Below are 19,733 nucleotides of genomic sequence, written 5' to 3' on the forward strand. Positions count from 1 at the left end.
CGCACCTCGACCCGGGGAGCTGTCGAGGGGAGGCGCTAGAGAGGGTCTCAGGTCCGGGCGGCAGCCCAGGTCATCTCGGCCCTGACGTTGCTGCTCCAGAAGTCGTCGTCGTGGCCACCTGGGATGAAGTGGCCCTCCGCGCCCGGAAGTCGCTGGGCCAGAACGCGGTTCGCGGCGATGAACGGGTCGGACGTGCCGCAGTCGAGCCGGACCGGGATGCCCCGCAGCCGGTCGAGACGGTTGAAGATCGAGTGCCGGTCGAAGTCGGCGCGCCCGTCGTAGGCCCGGGCGGGCGTCTCGCTGCCCCTCTGCCACAGCGCGGCACTCGCGGCGACGACGCCGCTGACGCGCGAACGCCCGAGCTCGCTCGCGATGAGGAGCGCACCGAAGCCACCCATCGACCAGCCGAGCAGGGCCACGGGTGAGGTCGCCGGCAGCCCGGAGGCCTCGAGCGCCATCGGCACGAGCTCGTCACGGACCATCGCCCCGGTGTCGCTGCCGTCGCGGCGCGGGTGCCAGTAGCCGTTGCCGCCGTCGACGGAGACGAGCGCCATCCCCGAGGGCTCCACGGCATCGCCGAAACCGAGGTCGAACGCGTCGTCGGCGCCCCCTCCGAAGCCGTGCAGCGCGACGACGAGACCCGTGGCACGGCCCGACCGCGGCACGGCCAGACGCCAGCGTGGCGCCTCGACACCGAAGCGGTCCGAGAGCACGCCGTCGCTGAGGGTCGGCCCGTCGGCGGCGGAGCACCCGGCCAGCCCGGTCGTCACGGTCGCGAGGCCGAGGGCGCCGAGCAGCACGGCGCGTCGTGACGGGCCGGTGTCGGAGGACATGCGGGGAGCGTAGGACCCCAACGGCCCGGTGGCGGGGCGACGCGCGCCGCGAGCACACGGCATACGCACGCCGCCCCGACCGGGTGTGGTCGGGGCGGCGGCGCGGTCCTGGGACGGTGGCGTGGGGCGGGGTGCTGCGTCAGCTCAGGTGGTGCGGCTTGACCTCGCTGCGCTTCTCGGAGTCGTCGCCGGCCTCGAGGTCGTCGCTCGCCGAGTGGGGTGGCGCCTGACCTGCCGGGACGAGGCGCACGATGACCGCCTTGGACACCGGGCAGTTGCTGCCGACGGCCGTGGACTCGAGGGCCACGAGCGGGTTGACCTCGGGGTAGTAGGCGGCGACGCAGCCACGCACCGTGGGGTAGGAGACGACCCGGAAGTCGCGGACGACCCGCTGGGTGCCGTCGGGCCAGGGCGCGATGACGTCGACGTGGTCACCGTCGGAGAACCCGAGGGTGGCGAGGTCGTCGGGGTGCACCATGACGATCTCGCGCCCGCCGGAGATGCCCCGGTAGCGGTCGTCGTGGCCGTAGATCGTCGTGTTGAACTGGTCGTGGCTGCGCAGCGACTGGAGCACGAGGTGGCCCTCGGGCGCCGACACCATCTGCAGCGGGCTGACCGTGAGCACGGCTCGCTGCGACGGCGTCTCGAACGTCCGCGAGTCCCGCGGCGGGTGCGGCAGCACGAAGCCGCCGGGGCGGTGCACCTTCTCGTCGTAGGCCTCGCACCCGGGCACGACGCGCTCGATGTGGCGCCGGATGACGGAGTAGTCGTCGGCCATGGCGGCCCAGTCGATCTCGCCGGCGGCCCCCTGCCCCGCCAGCGTGGCCGCAGCGATCCCGCTGATGATCGAGACCTCCGAGCGCAGCTCCGGGCCCGCCGGCTCGAGGCGGCCGTGCGAGAGGTGCACGCTCGACATGCTGTCCTCGACGGTGACGCCCTGCAGGCCGCTGCGCTGCTCGTCGCGCTCGGTGCGACCGAGCGTCGGCAGGATGAGCGAGGTGTGCCCGACGACGACGTGCGAGCGGTTGAGCTTCGTCGAGATGTTGACGACGAGGTCGACCGACCGGAGGGCGTCGTGCGTCACCTCGGTGTCGGGCGTCGCCGCGGCGAAGTTGCCGCCGAGCCCGACGAGGACCTTCGCCTCGCCGTCGCGCATGGCGCGGATCGAGTTCACGACGTCGAGGCCGCGCTCGCGCGGGACGTCGATGCCGAACTCGGCCTCCAGGGCGTCGCCGAAGTGGGGCGGGAGCTTCTCCCAGATGCCCATGGTGCGGTCGCCCTGGACGTTCGAGTGCCCGCGCACGGGGCACAGGCCGGCGCCGGGCTTGCCGATGTTGCCCTGGACGAGGGCGACGTTGGCCATCTCCTTGATCGTCGCGACGGCGTGCCGGTGCTGCGTGACGCCCATGGCCCAGCAGAGCACCGTCTTGCGCGAGGTGGCGAAGAGCTCGGCGACCCGCTCGATCTGCGCGCGGTCGAGCGAGGTGGCCTCGTCGACGAGGTCCCAGTCGAGCTCGCGCATGTGGGCTGCCCACTCCTCGAAGCCGGCGGTGTGGCGCTCGATGAAGTCGGTGTCGAAGACGTCCTCGCCGGCGTCGTGGCGGGCCACGAGGAGCGAGCCGATCGCCTGGAAGAGCGCGAGGTCGCCGCCGAGGCGGATCGGCAGGAACTCGTCGGCGAGCTCGGTCCCGAGACCGACGAGACCCTTGACCTTCTGCGGGTTGTCGAAGCCGCGCAGTCCGGTCTCGGGCAGCGGGTTGACGGCGATGATCGTGGCGCCGCCCCGCTTGGCGATCTCGAGCGCGGTGAGCATGCGCGGGTGGTTGGTGCCGGGGTTCTGTCCGGCGATGAGGATGAGCTCGGCCTCGTGGATGTCGTCGAGGCTCACCGAGCCCTTGCCGATGCCGATGACCTCGGCGAGGGCGACGGAGGTCGACTCGTGGCACATGTTGGAGCAGTCCGGCAGGTTGTTCGTGCCGAAGGCCCGGGCGAAGAGCTGGTAGGCGAACGCCGCCTCGTTCGACGCGCGCCCGCTCGTGTAGAAGACCGCCTCGTCGGGGGACGCGAGCCCGCGCAGCCGCTCGGCGACGAGGGCGTACGCGTCGTCCCACGAGATCGGCTCGTAGTGGGTGCCGCCGTCGCGCAGCACCATCGGGTGCGTGATGCGCCCCTGCTGCCCGAGGAGGTAGTCGGTCCAGCCGGACAGCTCGGCGACGGGGTGCTCGGCGAAGAACGAGGGGCCGACCCGGCGCAGCGTCGCCTCCTCGGCGACGGCCTTGGCGCCGTTCTCGCAGAACTCGGCGAAGCTGCGCTCCTCCGGGTGCGGGTCGGGCCACGCGCAGCCCATGCAGTCGAAGCCGTCGGCCTGGTTGATGCGCCGCAGCGTCGCGAAGGACCGGCGGGCGCCCATCTGCTCCATGCCGCGCTGCGCCGTCACCGCGATGGCGGTGAGGCCGGCAGCCTTCGACTTGATCTTGCCGCGGTCGACCTGGGTCGGGTCGACGTCGTGGGTGGGAGCCGCTGTCGGCCGCACGGGCACGATCGGGATCATGGCGCGGCGCCGGTGCTCGGACATTGGTCTAACCCCTCGTCGGATCGGTTGTCACAAGACTCGTTCCCCGTTCGTCCCCGCACGTCACCACGTGGGACTGGCAGTTTCCTGTGAGTCTGCCCCATCCGCTTCGTCCCCTGCGGGATACCTCCGGCCGCCTCGAGCGTTGGAGCAGGCATGAGCCAGGACACGCGGACGGGGGAGCCGTCGCCGCCCGTGCCCGACCCCGCCGACCCCGCCGCGCCGGACGCGTCGGCAGGGGCGCCGCGCGGCGGCCTGACCCGCCGTCGCCTGATCACGCTCGGCGCGGTGGGTGCCGTCGCCGCCGGAGGCGCGTATGCCGTGTCGCGCGGTCCCGGCCTCCCGTCCCTCCCGCAGCTGTCGCGTCTCGGGGAGCCGGCACCGCCGGAGCTGCGCATCGACCCGCAGCCGGTGGGCTTCTCCGACCTGCAGGCGAGGCGGCGCATCGGCAACGCCACCTACGTCTACGAGGTGAACGCGCGCCCCGCGACCTACTACGTCACCGAGCCGTTCGGCGACCGCCTCGACCGGTGGCTCGCGCTGCACCGGCGCCACGTCGGACAGGTGCCCGACGAGGTCCGCTCCTACGGCGCGTGGGTCCGCGGCTCGTCGACGTCGTGGCACAGCTCGGGCGAGGCCATCGACATCGCCCGGCTGCGCGCCGACGGCCGCGACCTGACGAGCCTGCGCTACGACCGGTGGCGCGACGCCCCGGCGCCCGAGCTGCGCCGTCGCCTCGCGCTCTACTGGCGCACGGCCGCCGGACTGCACCACGAGTTCGCCGACGTGCTGACCTACCTCTTCGACGCCGCGCACAGCAACCACATCCACGTCGACCTCGGCCGGTTCGGGCCGGAGCGGCCGCGGCTCATCCGCCGGTCCGACGCGCAGGTCCAGGCCGTCCAGGCGATGTGCCGACACGTCTGGGGCCGCACCGACGTGGAGGTCACCGGCGACTTCGACGACGTGACGCGGGAGGCGACCACGCGCATCCTCGAGCAGGCCGGCGGGCCGGGGGAGCTCGGCGACAGCCGCGAGGCCTGGCAGGCGTTCATGGTCGCGACGATGGAGCGCGCCTAGGTCAGACGACGTGACGGCGCCCCCGCGCCCGATCGTAGGATCGGGCCCATGGCCAAGACCGTGCTCACTCCTCAGTCACAGGACTTCCCCCGTTGGTACCAGGACGTCGTCGCGAAGGCGGAGCTCGCCGACAACGGACCAGTGAGGGGCACGATGGTCATCCGACCGTACGGCTACGCGATCTGGGAGCGGATGCAGGCCGACATGGACCGGCGCATCAAGGAGGCCGGCGCGCGCAACGCGTACTTCCCCCTCTTCATCCCGGAGTCCTACCTCAGCCGTGAGGCCGAGCACGTCGAGGGCTTCAGCCCCGAGCTCGCGGTCGTGACCCACGCCGGCGGCAAGGAGCTCGAGGAGAAGGTCGTCGTGCGCCCGACCTCCGAGACGGTCATCGGTGAGTACATGGCCAAGTGGACGCAGAGCTACCGCGACCTGCCGCTGCTGCTCAACCAGTGGGCCAACGTCGTGCGGTGGGAGCTGCGCCCGCGGATCTTCCTGCGCACGAGCGAGTTCCTCTGGCAGGAGGGCCACACGGCGCACGCCACCGAGGAGGACGCTCGCCTCTACGCCAAGCGCATCCACGAGGAGGTCTACGCGCCGTTCATGCGCGAGATGCTCGCGATGCCCGTCGTCCTCGGTCGCAAGACGAAGCGCGAGCGCTTTGCCGGTGCGACGAACACCCTTGCGCTGGAAGGGATGATGCGCGACGGCAAGGCCCTCCAGATGGGCACGAGCCACGAGCTCGGCCAGAACTTCGCGAAGGCGTTCGACATCACCTACCTGTCCGAGCAGGGTCGGCAGGAGACGTGCTGGACGACGTCGTGGGGCAGCTCCACCCGCATGCTCGGCGGCCTCATCATGGGACACGGCGACGACCACGGCCTGCGCGTGCCGCCGAGGCTCGCTCCCGTCCAGGCCCTCGTCATGGTCGTCAAGGAGGGCGAGGGTGTCGTCGAGGCGGCACGTCAGGTCGTCGCCGACCTCGTCGCGCGCGGCGTGCGGGCCGAGCTCGACGCGCGCGTCGACACGCCCTTCGGACGCCGCGCCGTCGATGCCGAGCTCAAGGGCATCCCGGTCCGGGTCGAGGTCGGCCCCCGTGACCTCGCCGACGGCTCGGTCACCGTGGCCCGGCGCATCGCCGGAGGCAAGTCGTCGGTGCCGCTCGGCGCCGTCGTCGACACGGTGACCGGCGCGCTCGACGAGGACCACGACACGCTGTATGCCGCCGCGCTCGCCCATCGCGACGCGAACACCGCCGCCGTGACCACCCTCGAGGAGGCCGCCGAGGCGGCCCGCACCGGGTGGGCCACCATCCCGTGGGCGACGCTCGGGGACGAGGGGGAGGCCGTGCTCGCGGAGTCGGCCGTCACCGTGCGGTGCCTGACGATGCCCGACGGCACCGTGCCGACGTCGGAGTCCGACGACGGGGTGCTCGCGGTCGTCGGCCGCGCCTACTGACCGGGACGTGGTCCCGCCCACACCCTCGGGCGGGAAGACCACGGACTGCGGCATGGTTGACGAGTGCGTGAGGACGGCGAGCGAGACGTGAGCGACGAGACCGTGGACAGCGGACGGCATACGCCCGCGGTGCCGGCGGCGCAGCCGGAGACGCTGACGCCCCTGCTGCGCGACCGCGAGAGCGTCATGGTCTACGACCGCTCGCACGTGCTCGGCGCCGAGGCCCTGCGCGCGATCCTCGAGGCCGCGAGGTGGTCACCGTCGGCCGGCAACTCGCAGCCGTGGGGCTTCATCGTCGGCCTGCGCGGCGACGACACGCACGCCGCCATGGTCGAGGTCCTGTCGTCGGCCAACCAGGTGTGGGCGCCGTCGGCCTCGGCCATCATCCTGACGCTGCACCAGGTCGCGACCGACGAGGACCACGAGCTCGCCTACAGCGACTACGCGATGTTCGACCTCGGGCAGGCCGTCGCGCACATCACCGTGCAGGCGCGTTCGATGGGCCTGCAGGTGCGCCAGTTCGGCGGCTTCGACCACCGGGCGGCGACCGAGCGGTTCGCCGTCCCGCCGCACTGGGCGGTGACGACGGGGATCGCGCTCGGGCTGCCCGCCGGCCCCGACAGCGACGGTGAGATGCCGGAGTGGGTGCGCGCCCGGGCGCGGCTCCCGCGGTCTCGCCTGCCGCTCGCGGCGTTCGTCCACTCGGGGAAGTTCGGCCACCCGGCGGACTTCCTCACCGACTGACCACGTCGAAAGGCCACGAACCGGGGGACCAGAGTGCCCGCGGGGTCGCGGAACGGCCCGGTTCGTGGCCTTTCGACGGTTGGAGGGACGATGGAGGCCACCCCACGAACGGGTGGCCTCCATCTGGTCCGTGGCCCCTCGGCGTGACGACGAGCGTCCTCACCAGCGCGACGTCGCCGCCGCGATGAGGTCACCGAAGAGCAGGCCCTCGTCGACCGCATACCCACGACGGGTGAACCAGTCACACATGTTGTGGGTGTCGCGCTCGAGGAACTCCGGGCCGTGCGGGTTGCCGATGACGTCGACGACCTGCGGCCAGTCGATGAGGACGAGCCGTGCGTCGTCCCCCTCGCCCTCGAGGAGCACGTTGTAGGGGGAGAGGTCGCCGTGCGCCCAGCCGAGCTCGGCGAGCCGGAGCATCGCCTCGCGCAGCTGCTCGAAGAGCACCGGCAGCAGGTCCGGGTCAGGACGCACCTGCGCCAGACGCGGCGCCGCCTGCCCGTCGGGGGTGCCGATGAACTCCATCAGCATCTCGTCGTCGGACATCTGCACCGGGTAGGGCACGGGCAGCCCCTCGTGCCAGAGGCGGACCAGCGTCTCGAACTCGGCGAAGGCCCAGAGGCCGCTGATCAGCTCCTTGCCGAACGAGGTGCGGGTCCGCATGGCCCGCGTCTCGCGCGACTTCCGCACGCGCCGCCCCTCGAGGTAGCCCGAGTCGCGGTGGAACATGCGGTGCTTGCTCGACCGGTAGCGCTTGCCGGCCATGAGCACGTCGCGGTCGGGGGAGCCGGGCACCCACCGGCGCACGAGGTGGACGTCGGCCTCCTTGCCGGTCTTGAGGACCCCGAGGTCGGCCTCGACCGCGCCGAGGTCGGTGATGACCCACTCCGGACGGGGCTTCGGGCCGTGGGTGGCTCCGTCCCAGCTCGACCACCGGTCGCCCTCGGGAGGGCCGTCGGGGTCGGTGTCGACCGCGTACTGCTCGTCCTCGAGGCCGAGGCCGCGTCGTGCGGTCAGTCGGTTGCCGACGACTGTGAGGTCGTCGTCGTGAAATGCGTTGAAAGACAAGAGAACTCCAAGGAAGAAGAGATGTGGGCAGGCATGCCCGGGGCCGTGATGGTCATGTCACCCTCCTTGGGTCCTGGCGTGCGGCCGTGTGCCGCTGCGCTCGCGAAGAGACTGGCGCATCCACCGGGTCCCGCGCAACGGAATTGATGTTGCGCCGTCGGTCGAGGCGTTTGCGGATCTGTATCACCGAGCCCTCCGTTCACCTCTACCGTGGCAAGGAGCAGGGGAGACGTCTCGGAGGGAGCCCAGGTATGCCGTCCGCGTCCTTCGGCGGGGGAGCGGTGCGCGTGCGCGCGCCCCGCGGCTACGACACGTCCGCCGCGACGGACCGCACCGACCGCGACCTGCCCTCGGGTGACCGACGTGTGGCCGAGCGAGCCGCCCTCGTCGAGGCCCTGCGCGCCGACGACTTCGTCGTCGTCGACCGGATCGACCTGACACCACGGCGTTCTCGCGACCTGGGCGGTCCGGCACCGGCGAACCGTCCCGGCACCGTGAAGCTCGACGTCGACGTGCCGGCCGGCAACGACGCCGTCGTCCTGCTCGAGCGCGACGGGGTCTACTCGTGGCACCTGCCGGTCGATGCAGCCGAGCGCACGCGCTCGATCGACCCCGGCCCGCGCACCGTCTCGTTCGCCCTGTCGGTGCAGCCCGAGAGGCCGCGGCGTCCGAGGCCGCGGTCGCGCGGCATCGACTCGCCGAGCGCAGGACCGGCCACGGCCGACCGTGGGCTGCTGGGCGACCTCGCCCACGGCGTCCTCCAGGCGATCGTGCTGCGCTTCGCCGCCCCCGTCATCGTCGACAAGGTCGTCGAGCGACTCGAGTCGGGCGTGCGCACCGGTCTCGTCCACGTCACCGGGGGAGCGCTCGAGGCATGGAAGCCCGTCGGCTCCCTCTCGGAGGTGGGCCTCCCCACCGACCGCGCGGCACGGGTCCTGCTTCTCGTCCACGGCACGTTCTCGTCGACGACCGGTGCCTTCGGGGCGCTCGCCGTCACTCCCGGTGCGGAGGGCTTCGTCGACACCCTCGTGTCCGCGTACGACGCCGTCATCGGCTTCGACCACCGCACCCTCAGCGTCGACCCGGAGCGCAACGCCCGCGACCTGCTCGCCCTGCTCGCTCCCCACGACGGCGAGCTCGTCCTCGACGTCATCACCCACAGTCGCGGAGGGCTCGTCACCCGGTCGTTCGTCGAGTCCGTGCTTCCGGGCGCGGGGCTGCGGATCGCCGTCGACTCGATCGTCTTCGTCGCCTCGACCAACGGCGGCACCCACCTCGCCGACCCGGAGCGCTGGCACGATCTCGTCGACCTCTACACGAACCTGGTCATGGTCACCGCGACCGGACTCTCGCTCGTGCCCGGCGGTGCCCCGTTCGCGGCGGTCGTCGGCGGGGTCGTCCGTGGAATGGGTGCGCTCGTGAAGTACCTCGTGTCGTATGCCGCCGGCGACGACGGCGTGCCCGGCCTGGCCGCGATGATGCCCGAGGGGCCGTTCGTGACGAGCCTCAACGAGGACCAGCCGGGCCAGCCCCGGCCGGGGACGAGCTGGTACGTCGTCTCGTCCGACTTCCACGTGTCGCTCTTCGACGACCACCACAACCCGCCGGAGTTCCCGCGCGAGCTCGCCGTCCGCCTCGCCGAGGGCTTCGTCGACGGGATCTTCGAGGGCCGCAACGACCTCGTCGTCGACACCGACTCGATGTCGGCGATCGGGCTGCCGGCGGGAGGCTTCGTCCGGGACACGTTCGCGCTCGGCACCAACGACGTCGTGCACCACGTCAACTACTTCTCGCAGCTCTCGGTCATCGGCGCGATCTCGCAGTGGCTGCCGCTCGGGCTCGGCGCGTCCGACGAGGAGGCGCACCTGCCCGAGTGGATGACGGCCGGGCCGGTCCTCGGCGCTGACGGAGGAGGCGACGAGCGGGGTCTCGAGATGGTCGAGCTGGAGGAGCCGGCCACGTCCGCCCGTCCCCCGACAGCCACCCGCCCGCCGACCGCGGCTCGTCCGCCCGGCACCCACGCCCGGCCGCCGGCGAGACCGTCGACGGGCCCCCGGGCCGAGGCGCCCGCGAAGAAGGCGACGGCGAAGAAGGCGACGGCGAAGAAGGCGACGGCGAAGAAGGCGACGGCGAAGAAGGCGGTCCGCCGTGATCGCCAGAAGCCTGCGGGTCACGGACCGACGAGCCCTCTCGAGGGCACGACGGAGGCCGAGCTGGCTGCGGAGATGCCGTCGACGGTGACACCGGGCGCCGACGCCACCGTGCGCGTCCGACTGGCCCGGCAGGCGCTCGCGCCGACGGAGGGCACCGTCCACGTGTCGAGGACCGTCCACGTCGACGCGGAGCGCCCGCTCAGCGTCCAGGTCTACGCGAAGGACAACGTCCAGGTCCTCGAGACCGAGGCCAAGGTCTTCGGGCTCCCGAGCGGCGACTGGGCCAGCGAGCTGACCTTCCGGGTGCGTGCCCTCGCGCCCGGGCCCGTCCGCGTGTCCATCGTCCTGCGACAGGGCTGGGTGCCCGTCGCGACCGTCACCCTCGAGTCGACGGCTGCCGCGGCCGGCATGGTCGCTCCGGCGCCGGTCACCGCCACCGTCCACACCGGCATCGACGCTCCAGAGCTCGACGGCCTGCCCTGCCTCGACATCGTCGAGTGCCGCCGGGTCACGGGCGAGCGCGTCTACAGCTACGCGCTCCGGCTCGTGCCGGGGGAGGCCGAGCGGGTGTTCGAGTCGGCGCCGATCGTCGGGCGTGACGAGTTCGTCCGCGACCGGATCGCCGAGGTCGAGCAGGTCATCAAGGACCCCGACCTCACGCCCCGCCAGCGGATGTCACAGCTGCAGAACACCGGCACGATGCTCTTCGACCAGTTCTTCCCCGAGGACATGCAGGCCTACCTCTGGGAGCGCCGCGACCTCGTGCACGACCTCATCGTCTACACCGACGAGCCGTTCGTGCCCTGGGAGCTCGTCCACCTCAAGCCCGCGCGAGGCAAGCGCGGCACCACGCCGCGCTTCCTCGCCTCCGGCGGGCTCGTGCGCTGGCAGCTCGGCAGCTTCCCGCCCCGGGCCGTACGCGTGCGCCGGGGGCACGCCCGGTCGATCTGCCCCGTCTACGCCAACCCGATGTTCAAGAACGACGTCGGCGTGGCCGAGGCCGGCTACCTCAAGGACCGGTTCGGGGCCAAGGCCGTGACCGCCACCCCGAGCGGCGTCGAGCGGCTCCTGCGCGGCGGGGGCTTCGACCTGCTGCACTTCTCGGGCCACGGCGCGGCGCGCTCCGACGACATCGCCGAGGCGAAGGTGCTGCTCAAGGGGCAGCGGCGTGGCACGACCGTGCGCGAGCAGTACCTCACGTCGACCGACGTCTCCGCGAACCTCGACTGGACCGGACCGGACAGCGTCGGGCCGCTCGTCGTCCTCAACGCCTGCCAGACCGGTCGGTCCGGCGAGCTCTTCACGACCGTCGGTGGCTTCGCCAAGGCCTTCCTCGACGCCGGGGCCTCGGCCTTCGTGTCGTGCCTGTGGTCGGTCCAGGAGGAGCCGGCGCGAGTCTTCGTCGAGACGCTCTACGAGGAGCTCCTCAAGGGCACCCCGATGTCTCGGGCGAGCGCGCTCGCCCGGGAGGCGGCACGGGACGCGGACGACCCGACCTGGCTCGCCTACGTCGTGTACGCGAGACCCGACGCGGTGCTCGAGACAGTCTGAAACGGCATACACCCCAGTCGAACCCGCTCACCCGAGTGGGTTCCGAGAAGGAAGGAACGGCCATGGCAAACAGGGCTCTGTGCGTGGGGATCAACGAGTTCGAGTCACTGCCGCAGACGAGCTGGCTGAACGGCTGCGTCAACGATGCCGACGACATCGCCAAGGCGCTGCGGCCGCTCGGCTTCACGGCACGCGCGACGACGGTGCTCACCGACGCCGACGCGACGAAGAAGGCCGTCATGGCGGCCCTGACGAAGCTCGTCGACTCCGCGAAGGCGGGTGACCACCTGGTCTTCACCTTCTCCAGCCACGGCACGCAGGTGCCCAACGAGCCCGGTGGCGACGTCGAGCCGGACGACCTCGACGAGGCCTTCGCCTGCCACGACATCCGGCAGAAGGGTGACCAGTGGGACCGCGACACCGTCATCGTCGACGACGAGCTGCGCGACCTGTTCGCCCGCGTACCCGCCGGCGTCCTGCTCGAGGTGCTGCTCGACACGTGCCACAGCGGCACCGGCCTCAAGGACCTCGACGAGATCCTCCAGGCCCAGCTCCTCGGTCGGAAGCCGCGCTACCTCCCGCCGCCGACGCGTCGGGGCATCGACCAGTCCCGGGCCATCCGTGCCGTCACCCCGGTCCGCACCGTCGACCGCAAGGCCCTCGTCGAGCTGACGAAGAGCCGGTCCACGGCGTCGAAGCCCGTCCTCTTCGCGGCCTGCAAGCCGAACCAGACGGCGTCCGACGCGACGTTCGACGGCCGCTCCAACGGGGCCTTCACCTACCTCTTCCTCAAGGCGATGAAGGCGAGCCCGACGGCGACCCGGACCGAGCTCCTCCGCACCGTGACGGCAGGCCTCAAGGACGGCGACTTCAGCCAGCGCTCGACGCTCGAGGGCCCGGTCAAGGCCAAGAAGGTCGCCTTCGGCCAGCTCTGGTAGGCCGCTGCCGACGCCGCTGCCGACGCCGCTGCCGACGCCGATCCGGTGACCGAGGACACAGGTGTCGACACTCACACGCGAGCGCGCTGACCGCGTGGCCGGCGCGACGGCATACTCGGTCGCAGTTGTCCGAGAGCCCAGACGCAAGGTGGCGATCCGAGCATGTCCCGACTGCAGCAGACCGACGGCCTCACCGAGGAGCAGACCGAGCTGATCAAGCTCGTCCGTGAGTTCGTCGACGAGCAGATCATCCCCGTCGCCATGGAGCTCGAGCACAAGGACGAGTACCCCCAGGCGATCGTCGACGGCATGAAGGAGATGGGGATCTTCGGGCTGATGATCCCCGAGGAGTACGGCGGTCTCGGCGAGTCCCTGCTGACCTACGCGCTCTGCGTCGAGGAGATCGCCCGCGGCTGGATGAGCGTCAGCGGCATCATCAACACCCACTTCATCGTCGCCTACATGGTGCTCCAGCACGGCACCGAGGAGCAGAAGCAGCACTACCTGCCGAAGATGGCGACGGGCGAGATCCGCGGTGCGTTCTCGATGAGCGAGCCGGGCTGCGGCTCGGACGTGGCGGCCATCAAGACCAAGGCGGTCAAGGGCGACGACGGTGAGTGGTCGATCACCGGACAGAAGATGTGGCTCACCAACGGTGGCTCGGCCAACCTCGTGGCCGTCCTCGTCAAGACCGACACCGGCGCCGACTCGGTCTACAAGAACATGACGACCTTCCTCATCGACAAGGAGTCTGGCTTCGGGGAGACCGCCCAGGGCGTCACCGTGCCCGGCAAGATCGACAAGATGGGCTACAAGGGCGTCGACACGACCGAGCTCATCTTCGACGGGCACCGCACCACCGACGCGCAGATCCTCGGCGGCGAGCCGGGCAAGGGCTTCTACCAGATGATGGACGGCGTCGAGGTCGGTCGCGTCAACGTCGCTGCGCGCGGATGTGGTGTCGCGAGAAGGGCTTTCGAGCTCGGCGTCTCCTACGCGCAGCAGCGCGAGACGTTCGGCAAGAAGATCGTGGACCACCAGGCTGTGCTCTTCCGGCTCGCCGACATGGCCGTCAAGGTCGAGGCCGCGCACGAGATGATGGTCAAGGCCGCCCGCAAGAAGGACTCAGGCCAGCGCAACGACCTCGAGGCCGGCATGGCGAAGTACCTTGCGTCCGAGTACTGCTCGCAGGTCGTCGAGGACAGCTTCCGCATCCACGGTGGCTACGGCTACTCCAAGGAGTACGAGATCGAGCGCCTCTACCGCGAGGCGCCGATGCTGCTCATCGGCGAGGGCACGGCCGACATCCAGCGGATGATCATCGGCCGTCGCCTCGTCGAGGACTACAAGCTCAAGGCCTGAGGGTCCCTCGCCACGCGGGCGGGGATGCGAGGATGGGCGCATGAGCCTGCAACCGAAGGGTCCGGGGGGACGCCAGGGATTCGCGACACTCTCCCTGGAGTACCCCATGTCGCTGGGTGTGTTCGAGCAGTACGTCGACGCGCAGAAGGCCGTCGACACGCTGTCCGACAACCAGTTCCCGGTCGAGAACTGCCTCATCGTCGGCACCGACCTCAAGCAGATGGAGCGGGTGACCGCCCGCCTCACGTGGGGTCGTGTCGCCCTCGGCGGTCTGCTGTCCGGAGTGTGGCTCGGGCTCTTCGTGGGCCTGATCCTCTCGCTCTTCTCCCGCCCCTCGAACCCGATGACGCTGCTGCTCTACACCGCCCTCTACGGCGCCGTGTTCGGCCTCATCTGGTCGCTCGTCGGCTACGCCTTCACGCGCGGTGCGCGCGACTTCTCGTCCGTGAGCCAGGTCGTGGCGACGCGCTACGAGGTCTTCTGCGAGCACAAGTTCGCCCAGCAGGGTCGCCAGATCCTCGCCGACGCAGGCCTCGACGTCGGCGCCAGGGCCGGCATCGGTCACGCCCCCGTCACGCCGACGCAGCCCCCGACCCAGCCCCCGACCCAGCCCCCGACCCAACCCCCGACGCAACCCCCGACGCAACCCCCGACCCAGCCGCCGAGCCCCGACCAGCCGGGCCCGCCGCCGGCCGCCGGCTGACTCTCTGCAACGAAAGCGGGCGCCCACGTGTCCTTCCCGGTGACGGATCCCCGACGAAGGAGCGCCTGATGCAGCCCAGCAGGTCGAGAAGGTATGCCGCCGGCCGTGCTCTCGTGGTCGCCGTGGCCGCCGCGCTCGCCCTCGCCGCGTGCGGGACCGCCACCGCGCCCGAGCCGGGCCAGACCTCGCTCGCGGCCGGCCCCGTCCGGCCCGTGACCGACCAGCCCGTCGAGGCTGACGGGGCCCTGCAGTGCCCCGCGTCGGTCGACTCCGCGGACCTGTCCGACCCGGCACCCGTGCCCCAGAAGCCCCAGGGCGTCGACGGCGCCGCTCGGCTGCTCCCCGACCGCGACCCGACCTCGCTCGTCGTGTGCAGCTACCCCGTCGCGGACGTCATGGCGACCAAGCCGCTCTCGGCCCCCTTCCGCCTGGCGAAGCGCAGCGTCGCGAGCGCGTCGCAGCGGGCGGCGCTCGTCGAGGCCATGACGTGGTCGCCGCGGGTCTCGGGCGGGCCGCGGGTGTGCACGATGATGGCCGGCAACGAGACGGCATACGTCGTCGGTGCCGCCTACGGCGACGCCATCGTGTGGGTGAGCTCGCTCGCCGACGCGAACGCGTGCTCGACCTCGACGAACGGCGACTTCCGGTCGGGTCCGGGGCCGGCGGTCCTGCTCGACCAGATGTTCGGCACACGCACGCCGCCTGCCGAGCTCCCCGCCCCCTGCTCGCGGCTGTCCTGGGGGCGGCTCGGCGACGACCGGACCCTGGCCCCCGAGGGCGACCCGACGGTGACGGTGTGCCGTGACGCCGTCGACGGCACGGTCAAGGCGACCCGGCTGGACGCAGCGCGCTCGGCGCAGGTCGCCGCAGCGCTCCGTGCCCTGCCGACGAAGCCGACGGACCAGACCTGTCAGGGCTCGGGCAAGACGAGCGACGCGCGGTTCGGGCTCGTGCTCGCGTATGCCGTCGGGCCGGCCGTGCGCGTCAACGTCGACCCCGCGTGCGCGCCCGCCGTCATGGGCTCGAACCTCCAGTCGGACGACGCGGGGTCGCTCGTCGACCTCGTCGAGCAGTGGAGCCCTCCGATCCCGGCCCCCGACCCGAACGGCTCGGTGTCGTCCGACGGATCAGTCGGGTCGCCTGCCACCGGTCCTGCCGCCCCGCCCGACGCGACGGCCCCGAGCGAGGTGCCCGGCTCGACCGGTGGTGGCGCGCCCGGCAGCACGGGCATCGAGCCGGCTCCGGCGCCCCCGCTGACCGAGCTCCCGATGACGAGGTGACCCCTCCCGACGCATCGTCCTGACACGCCGGACGCGGCGCCCGGTCTCGACAGCGGTGCGACGCCGCTGGGCTCGAGACCGGACGCCGCGTCCGGTCAGGTGGGGGGTCGGTCAGGCCTCGGCGCCCGCCCAGATGCGGGCGATCCACTCCTCGATCTCGGCGGAGCTGCGCGGCATCGCGGCCGAGAGGTTCTCGCAGCCGTCCTCGGTGATGAGGATGTCGTCCTCGATGCGCACGCCGTTGCCGCGGAACTCGTCCGGGACGAGCTCGTCGTCGGCCTTGAAGTAGAGCCCCGGCTCGACCGTGAGGACCATGCCCGGCTTCAGCTCGGCGTCGGAGTACTCCTCGCGGGTCGCGAGCGCGCAGTCGTGGACGTCGATGCCGAGGTGGTGGCTCGTGCCGTGCACCATCCAGCGCCGGTGGTACTGCCCGTGGTCGGCGTCGAGCGTGCCCTCGACGTCGACGCCCTCGGGCAGCAGGCCCCACGCGTGCAGGTGCTCGGCGATGACGCGGATGGCCGCGGCGTGGACGTCGCTGAACGTGTTGCCCGGCCTGCAGGCCGCGATCCCGGCCTCCTGGGCGGCGTACACGGCGTCGTAGATCTTGCGCTGCGCGTCGCTGAACGTGCCGCTCACCGGCAGGGTGCGGGTGATGTCGGCGGTGAAGAGCGAGTCGACCTCGACCCCGGCGTCGAGGAGCAGCAGGTCACCGTCCCTGATGTCGCCGGTGTTCTTGATCCAGTGCAGCGTGTTGGCGTGGTCGCCGCTGGCGCAGATCGAGTCGTAGCCGACGCCGTTGCCGTGGTGGCGGGCGTGGAGGCCGAAGACGCCCTCCACCCAGCGCTCGCCGCGGCCGCGGCGGACGGCCTCGGGCAGGTCGGCGATGACGGCGTCGAAGCCCTTGTGGGTGCCGTCGACGGCGTCGCGCATCTGCTCGACCTCCCACTCGTCCTTGACGAAGCGGAGCGTCGAGAGGAAGGCCGCGAGCTGCTCGTCGGCCTCGCGCTGGCGGTCGACGCGGGTCTCGGCCTGCGTGGTCTCCTGCGTCCCGGCCGCGGCGTCGCGGGCCTTGTCGATGCGGGTCGCGACCTCGGCGTCGGCGTCGCGCACGACCCGGATCGTCACCTCGCCGGCGTCCTTGCCGACGGCCTCACCGAACTCGTCGATGTGGCGGGCGGTGACGCCGAGCTCGGACTCGATGTCGGCGAGGGTGGGGCGGGCTCCGACCCAGAACTCGCCGTAGCGCGAGTCGCCGAAGAACTCCTCGGTGTCGCGGTCGGCGAGCGGACGGAAGTAGAGGACCGCCTCGTGCCCGCCGCTGCCCTCGCCCTCGGCGGACGGGCGCGGCTCGAGCACGAGCACGGCGTCGGGCTCGCGGTCGCTGCCCAGGCCCGTCAGGTGCGCGAAGGCGCTGTGCGGGCGGAAGACGTAGTCGCAGTCGTTGCTGCGCACCTTGAGGCCGCCGGCCGGGACGACGAGGCGCTCACCGGGGAAGGCGGCACTGACGGCGTCACGACGACGGGCTGCGTGGTCGGCGACCTCGGCCCGAGGGGTCACCTCGGTGCCGCGCGGTGCCCAACCGCTCGCGACGAAGGCCCGGAACTCGTCGGTCGTCGGGCGCTTGCGGCTCGGAGAGGTCTTCTGCTCTTCACTCATCACCCCGCCATGGTGCCACGCGGCACGAGGACCGCCGAACCCGGTTTCCGCGCCTGCCGGGCACCCCGGTGGGGTACCCCGGGGACCGGGGCGGTGGCATACGGTCTGGGAGTGGCCCGCACCGACCGACCCGCCCGGCCGACCACCGCCCACCGGAGCCTTCCCTCGCTGAGGGCGAGCACCCGGCGGGCCATGAGACCGAGCGGGCCGCCGACCGACGAGATCCCCATCTGGACGACGCCGGACGGGGTCGACTCGGTGACCGCCCAGGCCGTCATCGACCTCGCCATGCGCGCCGGCGTCGCGATGATCGCCACGGGTGCCGCAGCGGCGGACGTCACGGCCACCGTGCTCACCCTGACCAAGGCGTACGGCCTCAGCTCGGTCCACGTCGACGTCACGTACACGTCGGTCACCGTCTCCTACCACCGTGGCCCGAACGCCGACCCGATCACGGTGATGCGCATCGTGCGCTTCCGCGTCCAGGACTACACGCGTCTCGAGCGCCTCCGGGGGCTCATCGTCGACCTGTCGCAGGACCCCGTCCCGGTCGACGAGGCGCGGGTGCGCTTCGACTCGGTCATCACGGCGCCCCACCCGTACCGCCGCTGGCTCGTCACCGTCGCCGGTGGGGCGCTCGCGGCCGGCGCCGCCGGGCTCGTCGGCGGGGGGCCGTTCATCATCCTGCTCAGCTTCCTCACCGCGACGGTCGTCGGCCGCGTCCTCAGCTGGCTCACCGGCGCGGGCGTCGCGGCCTTCTTCGCGCAGTGCGTCGGCGCGGCCATCCCGACCGCGGTCGCGACCCTCGTCGTCGCGGCCCAGTCGGCCGGCATGACCTTCGTCGGCGACGTGTCGCCCTCGCTCGTCGTCGCGTCCGGCATCGTGCTGCTGCTCTCGGGGCTGTCGGTCGTCGGCGCCGCCGAGGACGCGCTCGAGGGCTACTACGTGACCGCCGGCGCGCGGGGGTTCGAGGTCATCGTGCTCTCGCTCGGCATCGCCGTCGGGATCTCCGTCGTGCTCTCCCTCGGCAAGCGGCTCGACTACCCGATCGCGATCAGCTCGCAGACCCTGCTCAGCGACGACGTCGTCGTCCAGGTCGTCTGCGCCGTCATCATCTCGGTCGCCTTCGCCGTGATGTCCTACGCGAGCGGCACGGCGGTCGTCGTCGCGGGCTTCGCCGGCGGCGTCGGGTGGGTCATGCTCGCGCTCGCCGAGCGGGCGCTCCAGCTCGGCGCCGTCACCGCGTCCGCGACCGCAGCGCTCGTCATCGGCTTCGCCGCCCGGCTCGTCGCCCGACGGCTCAGCATCTCGGCGCTCGCCGTGACGACGGCCGCGATCGTCCCGCTGCTCCCGGGGCGGATGGCCTACGAGGGCATCTCGCAGCTCGTGACGAACCCCGACGGCAACGGTTTCGCGGTCGGCGTCCCGACGCTGCTCCAGGCGTTCGGTCTCGGCCTCGGCCTCGCGGCCGGGGTGTCGCTCGGCACCTACTTCGCGAGCCTGCTCGTCGCCAAGAGCCAGGGCGTGCGGCCACGTCCCGCCGCCGGCGCGACCCTGCCCGCGGACCCCGACCCCGAGGCGACCGGCAGCACCGCGCCGGTCCTCTCAGAGACGAGCGACCTCGCTGCCACGAGCGACGCAGACGCGCAGGCGTGAGCAAGCACACGGCATACGAGCATGGGCGTATGCCGCCCGCTCCGGCAGGCTGGGAGCCGCTCGTCCCAGCGGGGCCGGGTGACCACCTTCGACGAGGAGCGGGCATGCAGTTCGGACGCAGCTACGAGGAGTTCGAGGTCGGTGCGGTCTACCGGCACTGGCCCGGCAAGACGGTCACGGAGTACGACGACCACCTCTTCTGCCTGCTGACGATGAACCACCACCCGCTCCACCTCGACACCCACTACGCCGCGGGGTCGACGCAGTTCGGGCAGAACGTCGTCGTCGGCAACTACGTCTACTCGCTGCTGCTCGGCATGTCGGTGCCGGACGTGTCGGGCAAGGCCATCGCCAACCTCGAGATCGAGTCGCTGCGCCACGTCGCTCCGACCTTCCACGGCGACACGATCTACGGCGAGACGACGGTGCTCGACAAGTGGGAGTCGACCTCGAAGGACGACCGCGGCGTCGTCCACGTCGAGACGATCGGCTACAAGCAGGACGGCACGGTCGTGTGCATCTTCCGCCGCAAGGTCATGGTGCCGAAGGAGAACTACCTCGAGGTCCGTGGCGGCGAGCAGCCCGGCAGACCGGTCCCCGTCCCCGACAGGAACTGGCCCGGCCGCGACGCCACGCCCGAGGCGCCCGCCCAGGCCTGACCCTCGTGGCCTCGTGGAGA

Annotated in this window: 14 protein-coding genes; 10 read left to right on the plus strand and 4 right to left on the minus strand. The window is 71.9% G+C overall.

The window, feature by feature from the left end; all coding sequences use genetic code 11:
* Nucleotides 1-47 precede the first annotated feature (47 nt).
* Nucleotides 48-833, minus strand: a complete 786-nt coding sequence (locus ACSQ2D_RS05895) for an alpha/beta hydrolase-fold protein (RefSeq protein ID WP_435985048.1) — start codon at nucleotides 831-833, stop codon at nucleotides 48-50.
* Between the two features lie 139 nt (nucleotides 834-972).
* The gene (locus tag ACSQ2D_RS05900; RefSeq protein WP_435985049.1) at nucleotides 973-3,408 is read right to left on the minus strand and encodes an FdhF/YdeP family oxidoreductase; all 2,436 of its coding nucleotides are present in this window, start codon (nucleotides 3,406-3,408) and stop codon (nucleotides 973-975) included.
* A gap of 153 nt (nucleotides 3,409-3,561) precedes the next feature.
* Between ACSQ2D_RS05900 and ACSQ2D_RS05905 the strand changes: the two genes are divergently transcribed.
* The 3 genes from ACSQ2D_RS05905 to ACSQ2D_RS05915 all read left to right on the plus strand — a co-directional run bounded on the left by ACSQ2D_RS05905 (nucleotide 3,562) and on the right by ACSQ2D_RS05915 (nucleotide 6,687).
* Nucleotides 3,562-4,485 (plus strand): extensin family protein, encoded by a 924-nt coding sequence (locus ACSQ2D_RS05905; protein WP_435985050.1) that lies wholly within the window; start codon nucleotides 3,562-3,564, stop codon nucleotides 4,483-4,485.
* A 48-nt stretch (nucleotides 4,486-4,533) separates the two neighbouring features.
* A complete protein-coding gene (proS, locus tag ACSQ2D_RS05910) occupies nucleotides 4,534-5,943 on the plus strand; it encodes a proline--tRNA ligase (RefSeq protein WP_435985051.1) in 1,410 nt (469 codons plus the stop codon).
* A gap of 87 nt (nucleotides 5,944-6,030) precedes the next feature.
* Nucleotides 6,031-6,687 carry a nitroreductase family protein gene (locus ACSQ2D_RS05915; RefSeq protein WP_435985052.1) on the plus strand — a complete coding sequence of 219 codons (657 nt, stop codon included), beginning with the start codon at nucleotides 6,031-6,033 and terminating at the stop codon, nucleotides 6,685-6,687.
* A gap of 159 nt (nucleotides 6,688-6,846) precedes the next feature.
* Here ACSQ2D_RS05915 and ACSQ2D_RS05920 read toward each other — a convergent pair whose 3' ends face one another.
* Nucleotides 6,847-7,755: a serine protein kinase RIO gene (locus ACSQ2D_RS05920; RefSeq protein WP_435985053.1), complete on the minus strand. Its 909-nt coding sequence runs from the start codon at nucleotides 7,753-7,755 to the stop codon at nucleotides 6,847-6,849.
* Between the two features lie 251 nt (nucleotides 7,756-8,006).
* Between ACSQ2D_RS05920 and ACSQ2D_RS05925 the strand changes: the two genes are divergently transcribed.
* From ACSQ2D_RS05925 to ACSQ2D_RS05945, 5 genes are all read left to right on the plus strand, one after another.
* A complete protein-coding gene (locus ACSQ2D_RS05925) occupies nucleotides 8,007-11,459 on the plus strand; it encodes a CHAT domain-containing protein (protein ID WP_435985054.1) in 3,453 nt (1,150 codons plus the stop codon).
* A 62-nt stretch (nucleotides 11,460-11,521) separates the two neighbouring features.
* A complete protein-coding gene (locus tag ACSQ2D_RS05930; RefSeq protein WP_435985055.1) occupies nucleotides 11,522-12,397 on the plus strand; it encodes a caspase family protein in 876 nt (291 codons plus the stop codon).
* A 162-nt stretch (nucleotides 12,398-12,559) separates the two neighbouring features.
* The gene (locus tag ACSQ2D_RS05935) at nucleotides 12,560-13,759 is read left to right on the plus strand and encodes an acyl-CoA dehydrogenase family protein (RefSeq protein ID WP_435985056.1); all 1,200 of its coding nucleotides are present in this window, start codon (nucleotides 12,560-12,562) and stop codon (nucleotides 13,757-13,759) included.
* A gap of 40 nt (nucleotides 13,760-13,799) precedes the next feature.
* The gene (locus ACSQ2D_RS05940; protein WP_435985057.1) at nucleotides 13,800-14,462 is read left to right on the plus strand and encodes a general stress protein; all 663 of its coding nucleotides are present in this window, start codon (nucleotides 13,800-13,802) and stop codon (nucleotides 14,460-14,462) included.
* A 68-nt stretch (nucleotides 14,463-14,530) separates the two neighbouring features.
* On the plus strand, nucleotides 14,531-15,742 hold the full coding sequence (locus ACSQ2D_RS05945; protein WP_435985058.1) for a hypothetical protein: 1,212 nt from the start codon (nucleotides 14,531-14,533) through the stop codon (nucleotides 15,740-15,742).
* A 111-nt stretch (nucleotides 15,743-15,853) separates the two neighbouring features.
* Here the strand turns inward: ACSQ2D_RS05945 and ACSQ2D_RS05950 are convergent, their stop codons facing one another.
* The gene (locus tag ACSQ2D_RS05950; protein ID WP_435985059.1) at nucleotides 15,854-17,398 is read right to left on the minus strand and encodes an aminopeptidase P family protein; all 1,545 of its coding nucleotides are present in this window, start codon (nucleotides 17,396-17,398) and stop codon (nucleotides 15,854-15,856) included.
* A 192-nt stretch (nucleotides 17,399-17,590) separates the two neighbouring features.
* Between ACSQ2D_RS05950 and ACSQ2D_RS05955 the strand changes: the two genes are divergently transcribed.
* Both ACSQ2D_RS05955 and ACSQ2D_RS05960 read left to right on the plus strand, forming a co-directional pair.
* On the plus strand, nucleotides 17,591-19,054 hold the full coding sequence (locus tag ACSQ2D_RS05955; protein ID WP_435985060.1) for a threonine/serine ThrE exporter family protein: 1,464 nt from the start codon (nucleotides 17,591-17,593) through the stop codon (nucleotides 19,052-19,054).
* Between the two features lie 29 nt (nucleotides 19,055-19,083).
* Nucleotides 19,084-19,713: a MaoC family dehydratase gene (locus ACSQ2D_RS05960; RefSeq protein ID WP_435987822.1), complete on the plus strand. Its 630-nt coding sequence runs from the start codon at nucleotides 19,084-19,086 to the stop codon at nucleotides 19,711-19,713.
* The last annotated feature ends 20 nt before the right edge of the window (nucleotides 19,714-19,733 follow it).

This window comes from Terrabacter sp. LjRoot27, from assembly GCF_964254175.1.
Lineage (GTDB): Bacteria > Actinomycetota > Actinomycetes > Actinomycetales > Dermatophilaceae > Terrabacter.